This window comes from Paenibacillus sp. JT31N11, from assembly GCF_056269285.1.
This window is the reverse complement of record NZ_JBWDNQ010000006.1, coordinates 413,168-425,274: the sequence shown is the minus strand read 5'-3', so window position 1 is coordinate 425,274 and position 12,107 is coordinate 413,168. Positions and strand designations below refer to the sequence as shown.

General features: G+C 48.7%; 8 protein-coding genes. All 8 read right to left on the bottom strand.

What is annotated here, in order from left to right:
- Position 1: 1 nt before the first annotated feature.
- On the bottom strand, positions 2 to 1,195 hold the full coding sequence (locus AC0YNV_RS22505) for an MFS transporter (protein WP_475770003.1): 1,194 nt from the start codon (positions 1,193 to 1,195) through the stop codon (positions 2 to 4).
- A gap of 228 nt (positions 1,196 to 1,423) precedes the next feature.
- Positions 1,424 to 4,801 (bottom strand): DUF4832 domain-containing protein, encoded by a 3,378-nt coding sequence (locus AC0YNV_RS22500; RefSeq protein ID WP_475770002.1) that lies wholly within the window; start codon positions 4,799 to 4,801, stop codon positions 1,424 to 1,426.
- 513 nt (positions 4,802 to 5,314) lie between these two features.
- Positions 5,315 to 6,010 carry a nuclease-related domain-containing protein gene (locus AC0YNV_RS22495; RefSeq protein WP_475770001.1) on the bottom strand — a complete coding sequence of 232 codons (696 nt, stop codon included), beginning with the start codon at positions 6,008 to 6,010 and terminating at the stop codon, positions 5,315 to 5,317.
- An 80-nt stretch (positions 6,011 to 6,090) separates the two neighbouring features.
- Entirely contained in the window at positions 6,091 to 6,981 is an 891-nt protein-coding gene (locus AC0YNV_RS22490; RefSeq protein WP_475770000.1) for a helix-turn-helix domain-containing protein, read from the bottom strand.
- 197 nt (positions 6,982 to 7,178) lie between these two features.
- Complete coding sequence (locus AC0YNV_RS22485) at positions 7,179 to 7,355, bottom strand: hypothetical protein (protein WP_475769999.1); 177 nt, start codon at positions 7,353 to 7,355, stop codon at positions 7,179 to 7,181.
- Between the two features lie 266 nt (positions 7,356 to 7,621).
- On the bottom strand, positions 7,622 to 8,002 hold the full coding sequence (locus AC0YNV_RS22480; RefSeq protein ID WP_475769998.1) for a (deoxy)nucleoside triphosphate pyrophosphohydrolase: 381 nt from the start codon (positions 8,000 to 8,002) through the stop codon (positions 7,622 to 7,624).
- A gap of 12 nt (positions 8,003 to 8,014) precedes the next feature.
- A complete protein-coding gene (locus AC0YNV_RS22475; RefSeq protein ID WP_475769997.1) occupies positions 8,015 to 11,164 on the bottom strand; it encodes a DEAD/DEAH box helicase in 3,150 nt (1,049 codons plus the stop codon).
- 21 nt (positions 11,165 to 11,185) lie between these two features.
- On the bottom strand, positions 11,186 to 12,055 hold the full coding sequence (locus tag AC0YNV_RS22470; protein WP_475769996.1) for a phosphorothioated DNA-binding restriction endonuclease: 870 nt from the start codon (positions 12,053 to 12,055) through the stop codon (positions 11,186 to 11,188).
- Positions 12,056 to 12,107 lie beyond the last annotated feature (52 nt).

The following is a 12,107-nucleotide window of genomic DNA, read 5'->3' as shown; positions in this document are numbered from 1 at the left end:
CCTATCCTTCTAAAGATTTGATCAACGAGCCTCTCGCTTTCTCCCGGTACAGCACAATTCCGATCATGAGCAAGGATAGTGCTACCAGAGCGCTCGGTATGAAGAAAATATCCGGCGTTATGCCCTCAATGAACAGCGGCAGGAAATATCCAATGAGAGACGCCGTCTGTGAGATGAACACGTACAAGCTGGCTCCGAAGCCTGTCCGGCTTAAGAACATCCGCTGTACATAACCCATGGCCACCCCGTACAGAATGGATACGAAGAACGAATAGAGCGGCTGTACGGCAAAGAAAACAGGAAGCGCGGAGCTGCCCGTATAAATCAAATAAGTGGCGAGCGCGAAGCAGCCGCCGACAAAGATAATCTTCTTACTGCCGTACCGTGCCGCCCAATATCCGCCCAGTGTCATGAACAACAGCTCGAATACCGCTTGTGCGCTCCATATGTAGGACATGATCTCCGGCTTGCCGAACAGCTTGAGTACGACAAGCTGCAAATATAATCCGCGGATGGCATCGGCGCAGGAGAGCATCAATAGGGCAATCAGCATAATCAGGGAGAACGGTTCTCCCTTGACCACATGCTTTACTCCCGGTTCTCCCGTCGTTTCCTTAAACAACAGCAGCAGAGCCACCAGACACACATAGCCTGCCAAATTGCCCCACAGCACGCCTTTAAACGTGGCAATGAGGAAGATGTTCGCTCCGAGAAGCAGCCCCGCAAAAAAGCCAACGCTGTAGGAGGCCCGAAGCCACAGCTGGGCCATCTCCACAATGTCGCCGGCAGTGCGGGAGAAATGATTGCGGGCCATGCCAAACAGCTGCCCCATGATCAATCCCGATGGTGCGACCGTAATCGTCATGCCGATGAGCGCACTCCGGAAGTCCGTGGCGTTCATATAGATGAACAACCCGATCATGCACAGAAAAGCCGCCAATACCGGGAGCCGCTTCTTGTTCTTCAGACGGTCGCTGATCCAGCCGACTGTAATGGTGATAGCCATGTTGCAGAACAGGGATACCGCGAAGACGGCAACGATCTGTACTTTGGAAAGGCCAATGCTCTCGTCGAGATATACGGCGTTCATGGGAGCCAAAATGCCGGTTCCTATACCGTAGAGAAACAACATGGTGAGCAGCGTCCCCGCTCCGGGGATCACAACAAACTTGCGGACGTCACGAATGATTTGCATGGATACCTCTCGTTATTCCTGTCATATCTATTACAATACCATAGATTTATACAGCTGCATCTGTTGATTTATAGAGCTGACGATAGAATTTGGGAGCAGCCCCATCATGATGCCGTTCTGGAATGGATAGAGGCTTGACTTGACGACAAACGGGCCGTTGACCCGGGGTTCGGGTCAACGGCCATTCTCTTTATCGGATATTTATAATGTCAATGATTGCAAGGACGATCAACGGGTTGCCTGGAAGGAATCCAGCGTTGTCCAGCCGTCCTTTCTTGCGCCTTCGATAGCCAAGCTAACGCCCGGAAGTCCGGTGTCCGGATCGAGAATTCCGATGGCCAATGTGTATTTTCCCGGATGTAGATTGCGCGGCAGTGTATAGCTGACATTGACATCGCGACGACCCGGGAGCCATTCGTTCAAGTCCTCCGACCCCACTCGCTGAATGCTGCCCGATACCAGCTTTCCTTTGGAATCGACAAGCGCGAGCGCAAGCGGCCATTCAAAGTAAAACGGAGCCACTCCCTTGTTGTTCCATTTCATGCGGATTCCCAGGGATCTACCGGCTTTGGCTTTCTTGTCATGAGCGACCGATTCAAGCACAAACCTGTACCCCATGGTGTTATGCATCAAATCGATATTGGCTTGTTGGCCTTCCGTTATATCATCGCCCAGCTGATACCTGGCCGGTGAAGAAGGTCCCAACCAGGAGGTATGGCTTGCCCTTGTTTCCCGCAATGTCTCCATGATTGTATCATCGCCCAGGGACAATAACGGATTTCCGTTATAAAATTCACCGCCGGAATAACCGTGTTTCCAGAAATCCGGCATCTTCGAGGCGGCTTGCACAGCTGCCGGATCTTCGCCTTCCTCCACATACGGAGCGATCTCATTCCAGCCGTCGACGGTCCAATTCACCCAGGTGTCAGTTGCGCCCTTGCTGCCGAACACATCGTTGAACAATCCAAGCTGATTGGAGGCGGCGATTGGGTATGGCTTTCGCATGCCGATTTTCTTATGAGGGAACGCGTCGATGTATTGCTGCACATATTGATCCGATACCTTCACGCTCGGAAATTTACCGGATACTTCTTCCGGCCAGTTGTGAAATTCCCCCCAATGGCCGAGACTGCCAATAACAATAAATGCGATAGTCGGGTCATTATCGTAGCGTTTGCCCCATTCCTGGAGAACCCGTCCATGCTCTTGAATGAGCAGCGGACTGCTGTAGTTTGGCGCAAACCCTTTACCGACCACAGAAGACGGAGTATCGTACCATTTGCCGGCGCCGCTCTCGCCTTCCGCTTGAACCAATTCGTCATACAGCCATTGCGGAATATCCATCTCCGGATCGTTGCCGGGATCGTCCAGCACGAGTCTTAGTATCAACCGGTCGCCCTCAGCGCGCCACTTGGCGAACTGGAACTTTTGCTCCACCCCGGCCCAATCGAAGGTGCCTTTCACCGGTTCCAAATCCCGCCAGTTAATGTTCGCGTATACGAGCTTGTGGGGCTGTGGCAGGGGCTCAGTAGTATCGCCCCATCCGGCCCAGCCCATGAAGGGATTATCCAGGACATCGAACCGCTCCTGCGGCACAAAGTCATCGTTATGCTTCTTGACCGGTATTTCCTCTTTAAGGGCGAGAGAGTGGCCTCCCGCTGCGGGAAGATGATAGACTTCCTTGCCGGTATAGCCAATTTTCAATGGTTTGGCACTTTTTCTGCCGATTTGATCCTGATAGAAGTAAATGAGAGCATAGCTGTCGTTTATTTCCGCACGCACGGGACCGGCGTCGTTCCACTGCCCGTTCTTCTTGTTGTACAGGTACAGCTTGTTATACATGATTTTGGCGTCTGCCCCCAGGTCATCCCAGCCCGTTCCGCGGAAGCCTGTTGCAGCGTTATTGTCGGTATCCAGATAAAACATGTTCCGGGTATCCACGGCATCGTTGTCAATGAGCAGGTAAACCTTGGAATCATCCTGAGCCACTTTCGCTTCCAGGGATTCACCCGTTCCGGTGACTGAATTATCAATGGATGCCCAATCGCTTGCTTCGCCGTCGATCACGATCGGCGCGCCGCTGCCGCCAGAAGCCAGAGCATACTCGCCATCGGAAGATTTGGCCGGCGCATAGTTCTCACCGACGCCTATCGCCACACGCATCGATTTGCCGGCATTGGGGTATGCGGACAGGTCGGCGTGAGCTTCCAGGCTACGGAATCCTGAAGCGTCAGCCGTATCGGACACTTTCCAGTCCACCGGACCGATCTCTTCCCATGTCCAGCCCGGGCCGGCACTGCGAAGCAGCTTGCCGTTCTGAATCAGATAGTCGGCCCCGGTGCGTTTGAACTCCCAGCCGAGGTATCCGGTATCCGGATCATTATCGCTATTGATGAATACGTTCGTTTCCACATCGAAGGATGCGGCCTGGGCCAATACATACAATTGCTGGTCCTTCACAAACGCCTTCATCGCGGAAACGGATGTTTCCCCCTGGGCTGTCACAGGCAGTAAACTCCACTCATCGGAGCTGCCGTCCACCGTTATTTTGGGAATCGGAGGGGCCACAAGCGGGGCCAGAAGAGTTCTGTCCGGCACCGTAATGTCATTGGAGGTAAATCCAATCGAGAATGCCTTGGGCCCTGTCAAGCCGATATTCGTAAACGGAATGCGGTACTCCACCGTCTTGATCCCGTTCTCATCCTTCTGCTTGTACTCCAGGACCGCGTCGTTGACCGGCGCCCAGTTCCAGCCTGCTCCTGTGCTTTGGAACAGCGCACCGTTCTCAATCAGCCAATTGCCGCCGAATTCCGGCCATCCCACATCGGTGTATCCGGTGTCGGCACTGCGGTCGGTATCCAGATAAATGTCGTTGAATTCCGCCATATTACCTGTCACCAGCAGCACCAGACTATTGGCATCCTCTGCCGCGTACAGCGAAGTCAGGCCGTCAGCGGACATGGCGGCCGGCTCTACACCCGACCAATCCGATGCATCCGCATCGACCGTCACGTTCACATCCGGTCCGAACACATTGCCGGACGGCGGCGGGACAGTCAGCATCAGTTTCCCTGGAGCCGGCAAGTATTGATCGCCTGCCAAGGCGAAGCCTACCCTTATATTAGCTGGTACTCCATCGCCCAGAACGCTCAATTCAGCCTCTGTTTCCAAGACATCGCCTTTTACAGTTTGCTGGACCGTTCCGACCTCATTCCAGCTCCCGTCAACGGCACGCCATATCTTTCCTTCCGAAATTTTCGCATCGATCCCGGAGCTGTTGTTCCATATCGAAACGGCCGATCCGGTCTTGTCGTTGCCATCCGTATCGATATACCAGACGCCCTGGCCCTCCAATCCGGGCCCTTGCACCAGCAATTGCAGCTTTCCATCCTGTTGTACCGCCTTAATCTCTTGCAAGGATTGCGTTAAACTCGTGGAAGCATGAGGCACGCCTGCCCATTGTTCCGGTCTTCCCTCAAAACCTGCGCCAGTGCCGGCCGAAGCATCGGGGGCTTGCGCCCAAACTCCTGTAATAGCCACAGAAGACACGAGAACAGCCGCTAATGTTGAGCCTAGCCACCGCCGTACGTGGATCGTTGTGAACATTGTCATAGCCTCCCTTAACCTCCCATTCGATGTAAGCGTACTCAATTCTGCGAATCGACAAACGTTGGCTTGCTCTAGCTGTCTTCTACTTATGTAAGTGTCCTCGCCTGTTGGTGTTATTTGTTATTGGGTGGGTAGTGAATATCTATTAGAGCGTATCTCCTCCTTCCGGATTTGCGCGCTGCTTGGCGGGAATGGCTTATGGAAATCCATGCCTCCGACGCTGGCAATAACCAAATCCATACGCTTGGCCTTGCTGCTGCTTCAACTCGTTTGTGCAAATTGTTAATATTTGCAGCAAATTCTGTTCTCAATTTACGCAATTTTCCGCAAATTGTCAACGATTAATTTGCGCAAAATTTCCGACTTAATTGAATATTTGCCGCAAATATTGATCGCCGCGCATACCCATGACTGTGCAGACAAATAAAAGCTGGACAAAAGGCTGTGTGATAGCCCTAAAGTCCAGCTCAAACGTACGACCTATTTAAGTTCTGCTGAAATAATCTCAGTCTATTCGTTATTCTTCTTTATTCGCTCAATATGTTCAACTCTAACCCTTGGTTCAGTTATATTGATTCTTTCCATTTTGTCGAAAATCAATCTAATATCCTCTGGTAAGAGTAATGGTGCTGGATGCTCTGTTTGTAATCTAGCAAGTTTTCTTTGAATAAACTCTGATAATTCCACATCATAAAGAACTAACTCGTCAGAATGAATTTTTCGGAGATCTGGATCGAGACTGAATCGGCATCTCATGGTAAACGAAATCATTGAGATGTATTTAACTTGCTTATACTCATTCAAATGAGATTCAATTGCCTTTATATGTCCGTAGTTCTGCATTAGAGGATTATACATTTTGAACCGGTTACTTACGCTCCAGTTCTTGTCATTGCGTCCACCCTTTATTTCGCCATTATAGTTCTTCGTTTCAATAACAAAGAGCCCGTAAGGTGTAATGACAAGATGGTCAATTTGCGAATAGCCGGATCTTGATTTTGAATTAGGAATTAGGAGGTCACTTAGATATTTACAATTCTTTGGCAGCTGGTCCAATTGAATGTTTATCTTATGCTCGCCTAGTTCACCAATCCGAGTAGGTTCTATCCTATTACGTTGATTAATCTTTTGAATCTTATCATTCTTTGGATTAGGTTTTTTCTTTGGACTGGCTTTTTTTAATTGAGCAAGCAATTTGTATATCATCTACGATTCTCCCGACTTCATTCCTCTATTTGATCTCCTACAAAAGTCATAAATACATATGAACTTTCTTACTTTAAGATTTAATACGCCTGAATTCCGAACTTTAAAAGCTTCTTAGGCAAGATATCGTCTAAATTCTGAATGTCCGCGTCATCAAGCTCTATTAACTTAAATCCATATTTATTATAAATCTCAAGCTTTACTTTTTTCCGTTCAACGTACTTCTCGTCATTTTCTAATCCCCAGTATTCGATGTAGACCTTACCGACTGGCAGATAAAAATCACAGTAAACTTCTTCTTCAATCGGTAATCTTCTTTCGTAAGCATGTACAATTTCGGACATATACAGCCAGTTATCTATAAGCATTTCAGCCCGGGAACGAACATAGTGACCGTCTGCTGTCCGATGTTTCGCCTCAAACTTATCACGAAAACCAACTGCCGCTGAGGTTGGTTTCGCCTCTTTTTCGTCATTATTACTAACACCCTTAATACTTTGAATGGTCTCCAGAAGACGCTTGTTGGTCAAAATACTTTCATTCCAACAAACATAAGGGATTCCGGTTTGGACATATTCGAACTGCTTACCGCCAAGACTTTCACCAAGCTTGGTTAATGTCCATCCCTTGATGGACTTTTGGACCATTCCCAGCTCGGATAATATGGGATTCATTCTTAACTTCGAAATATTAAAATGCTTACCTAACGTAGTCGTATTGACCAGCTTGTCCTCTTCATCATCGGGAGTCAATAGCAGACCCTTGTTGTCTTCATCCCAAGCGATATAAGATCCATATTGAGGATGAGATTTCATAACGCCTCCGACTTCTTTCCCTAAAGCCGTTAGTGTCCAATTATCATTTTCACGATTAATGAATCCTTTTTCTTGTAGTTTTTGAAATAAGTCCTTTGCTGAAATCTTCATTTCTTTGGATAGTGCGGAAGTGGAAATATATTTAGTCGTCGACATCGGCAGTTCCTTTCACTGAATGACTTTTACTAGTAAATATCGGCTTTATTAGAATCTGAATGAATATTCTTCCTTAAATAAAAATTCATATCAATGTGTAATTCACACTTATTCCGAGCTGGTCAACAATGAGATTTCGAATTGTACTCTTCCCACTCCCATTGCTCCCAGCAAAAATGTTCATGATCGGTGACAATTCATTCATGTGGGGCATCCTGCTCAGTAACTGGAATAACATGACCGTCATAGTATTCCTTTACAATCTGGCCTTCTACGGTTTTATAAACAATATATGTTTCATTAGCCTTGGCATCCAACTTTGCTCGATCGCCAGTGAGTTTGATAAGCTTTTGGAGATCTTTGATTTGATTCATGCGTTTTCACCATCCTATAACCTATATATCTGCAAACAATATAACACAATTAAACTTTGGGCTAAGTGAGCTCGGTTGCAAAAAAACAAAAAGCTGATTCCGGTTAAATTCGGACACAGCTTATAGAGCGAATCATGGATTTATCTTCAAATAATACTTGCCGCAAATAATGATCGCCGCGCATAGCCATGACTGTGAAGACAAATAAAAGCTGGACAAAAGGCTATGTGATAGCCCCAAGTCCAGCTCTTATCGTTCATCCCATTCTACTCTGACAGCATCTCCACAAATTTAATATCCGCGGGGGCAAAAGTAAACTCCTGCAGCTGACCAGGGGTTACCCAGTAATACTCATCATGATCCACAAGCCGAATCTCCCCGCTCACGAGCCTCGCCCGATAAGCGATCAACCGGATATGCGTCTGACCATACCAATGATCATTCTCATCAACATACAAATACGGCTCAATCTCAATATTCATCTCTTCCCGAAGCTCCCGCCTTAGGCACTCCTCGGCGCTCTCATCAATCTCCAGCTTCCCGCCCGGAAACTCCCACATGCCCTCCTGGGATTTCCCCTGCTTCCTTCTGGCTATCAGGATCTGACCCTGCTCATTCTCAATAATCGCTGCCACTACTCTGATCATTATGTTCACGTCCTATACGATAACCTTGTTTGCTGCCGGGACCAGGGATGGCGGCATCTCTTCCTTCAAACGCCATACGAAGCTCATCGGTTTATGGCCTTCATGCTTTACATATTCTGCTTCACCCAGGAATACAAAAGGCGACGTGTAGTTATTCTCGTCCTTGTACTCGCGAACGAATAAGATGATACGGTTCCCAGTTTGCCGATGGTGGATATATCTCTGGGCCGTGTTGGTTTCTTCGCCAATTCGGCTTTGCGTCTGCCAGTGGAACAAGCGCTCATTGACCGCATAATCCTCATACAACGTGGAAGGCGAGAAATCCTTGTCCGATTTGTTCAAGGTAATGAAGAAAATGTCCGTCTTCTTATCCTCGAAGTACTTAACTCCCTCGCGGAAAGCTGGAGCCTTCTCCCCATTCCAGAATCCGAAAGCCGCCAGAATCTGATCCGTGGAGTACTTGCAATGGACATCCAGCGGACACGCATAAGGGAATGGGTTCCTTTTATCAACAAAATCAATATGAGTATAATTGTACTTCAGAATCTGAAACACTTCATCCCGAAATTCCGGGCACGCAACAGCGGACTGGATACCCTGCTCGATGCTCCCATATCCTTGCTTGAACGGCTCTGACCGATAGAAGGTGTAATACAGCATGCTGAGCATCAGATGCTCTTCTTCGGAAACAGGCTCGCGACCATCCTCAAGATAGGTTATCAGGAACTCCAGGAGCCGGCGTGAATTCAATCCGAGCAGAGCAGGAATCCGTTTGGTGACGAAATCCCCGTTCTCGAACTCGAAGGGAGCAATGAGCTCCGCCTCCGCCATCATTCCCTTGAACGTCCGGTTTCCGGTGCGACCACCGTAGAACTCCTGCAAGCTCATATGATGATGCTGAACAAAATTCTCCAGCGTCAGCTGCAATCCTGTGTCGCCTTCGAAATACTTCATCTTGTTAATGAGGCTTCTCCGATTCAGCACAGCCTGTTTCAGGTTCTTGAGAATATACTCCTTCGTCTGCTTCTCCAATTGAATGAAGCTGCCGCGCGGCAGCGTTGAGAAGCCATTTTCCATATAGTGCTGAATGGAGTGCTTCGTCTTGCCGATCAAGGCGCGGAACTTATCCGTAAAATTGTAGTCTTTGTGAGCTTGCCCGATAAAATCAAGAACGGTTAGGCATTCTTTGCCTTCCGCCAGCCGCAATCCGCGACCAAGCTGCTGAAGAAACACTGTCAGGCTCTCTGTCGGGCGTAGAAATAGAATCGTGTTGACCTCCGGGATATCCACCCCTTCATTATAGAGATCCACGACAAAAATCATGCGGATCTCCCCACGGACCAGCCTGATCTTCGCCTGGTCACGATCTTGATCACTGGAATTACCGTGCAGAGCAATGGAGGTGATACCCGCCTCCTGAAATACTTTGGCCACATACTCCGCATGCTCCACGCCGACGCAGAATCCGAGCCCTTTTACCTGCTCCATGTCGGTAACGTATTTTCTCATACTGTTCAGAATCTGAGTTACACGGATTTTGTTGTTCGAATAGAGGTTCTCAAGCTCTCTGAGATCGTAACCTCGTCGGGACCATTTGACATGGGTGAGGTCGACGCTATCCGTAACGCCAAAATATTGAAAGGGGCTAAGCAGCTTCCGATCAATCGCGTCCGTGAGACGGATTTCTGCCGCAATCGTGTTATCGAAGTAGCGTAAAATATCCTTGCCATCCATCCTCTCCGGCGTTGCAGTCAAGCCAAGCAGGATCTGAGGCGAGTAATGTGAGAGTAGCGCCTGGTAAGATGGCGCTGCGGCGTGGTGGAACTCATCCACAATAATAAAATCATAGAACTCCGAGACCGTGATTTGAGCAAGTTTCATAGAATTGAAGCTCTGGATGCTAATAAAAAGATGATCAATGGACCGCGCACGATCCCCGCCAACATGAAGCTCCCCGAAATTCAGATCCTTCAGGATAAAACGAAACGTATCCCGGCTTTGCTTGAGAATCTCTTCCCGATGCGCGACGAAGAGAAGTCTGGCGCTGGGATTATGCTGTGCGAAGCGCTTGTAATCGAAGGCAGAAATAACCGTTTTGCCGACTCCAGTTGCGGCGACAAGCAGATTGTGATTTCTCCCATATAGCCTCCGCTGGGCATCCAGCTTTTCCAGGACCTCTTTCTGGTAATCGTAAGGATGAATATCAAAATGGAAGTGGAGCTCTTCTTGTTCTTGCAGCTTTTTGCGTCCTAGAGCTTCCTTAAGCTGCAGTTGATGCTCCTCATTATCCACTGTGAAGCTCTTAAACTCACGATCATTCCAATAGCTCTCGAAGGTCGCTTCAATTTTCTTCAGAACATCGTAGGAGTCCTTCTCCGTCACTTTGATATTCCATTCCAGGCCGCTTGTAAGGGCGGGGTTGGATAGATTCGAAGATCCTACATAAGCCGTTGTGAACCCTGTGTCACGCTTGAAAATATACGCTTTCGCATGTAAACGCGTGCGGTCGGTATCATAAGGGATTTGAATGGCCGTGTTCTTGAGTCTGCCTAGTTCTGCGATTGCCTTGTAATCCGTGGCTTCCATGTAAGTTGTCGTAATGATCCGCAGCTGCCCGCCGTTCTCGGTGAATTGTTCAAGCTGCTCCATAAGAATGCGAAGTCCACTCCACTTAATGAAGGAGACAAGCAGATCTATACGATCCGAGGTGACAATCTCATGCTGAAGCTCGCTCATCATATTCGGTTCGGAATGCGCGCCTGTGAACAACGAGCTTTGGGATAGCGGCGTGGCCGGACGTAGGACCTTCTCGTCCTTGATGCCTCTGATATGATTGAGTTTCGAATAGACGAACGTCAGTAACTCACCCTGCTCATCCAGCTTCCATTCATCGAGCTCCTGATCATCAAGGCTGGTTCTCAAGGTTGATATGATTTCGTTACACATTCGTACCTGTGCCAATACGGCCTCATCATCATCCGTCATCTCTCTGACGATCTTCAGAGCTCTTCGCGTGACGGCTGATATGTAAGTCGATAGAAGCTTCCGCGCCTCTTCCGAATCCAATCGTTCTTTGCCAATCTGGAACAAGGAAGGGTCCAATGCAGATAGCTGATCCTTCGTTAATTTGTTGATGAGTTGCTCGTATAGGCCTTGTTTCATGAGGCACCTCGTTGGTAGTTGTTATTTGACTAGATATCGTGCTGGACCTCGAAACACTTCCCGGACATGCCAGTCAAGATAGTCATCTTTGGGTTGATATAGCGGATGAACCGGATACCGGATGGGCTTCCCATGGAATCGCATCAGCCACTCTTCGAACCCGGCAGTTCCATGTGCCTCTTCAGCAACGAGCAAATCACGTTTATCCGTAATCGTGAACACCCCACGGTCGAATAGCTTATGATGCAAGGAGCACAGCGCGATACCATTCTCTTCGACATCTGGTCCTCCGGCTTGATGCCACTGAATATGCGCCGCGTCGATACCGACCAGATTATGGCCTAGCCGAACGTTGAAGCCGCAAACTGCGCAGCTGTATTCATAGGCCCGAAGAATGCGGTCTCTAAAGTCCGGATCCCGGCGAAGCTTCTTCTGGGCTGCGAAAGAAAGACCCACATCCTCGAGAATATCCTGGTGAATCGTATCAGGAAAATGCTCATGAAGCAGCTGCTCCGCAAGCTCCTGGATGAGCTGCTCGTTACTCAAGAGAAGAGAGAGGATCTCCGGGGTAAAGCCACCTGTTACGCCTTCTGCAACCAATTGCTTGTCCGAGAACTTCTTCTTGTCCACAACGCTGCTGAGTGTCCAAATCCCATCCGTACTTAACCGCACAAATGGTTCTTCCGGATGGCAGGATTTTCGCACTGGACCGAATTCGATCAGCAGCTTCTTCAGCTTCTCACGAACTTGTTTATAGGGAAGGACCGTATCTCCCCGTTGAAGCTGGCCCAAGGCATATAGGATCAATAACGGCTTGTGCGGGGCTCGCTGTCCGTTCTTTTTCCAGATAGTGAGCTTGGTGAGGATCTCCTTTAGCTCAGTTGAACTCATATGGTGAAGCCCCCATTCTGGACGTTGCGATTTATATATTCGATAGCAAAGG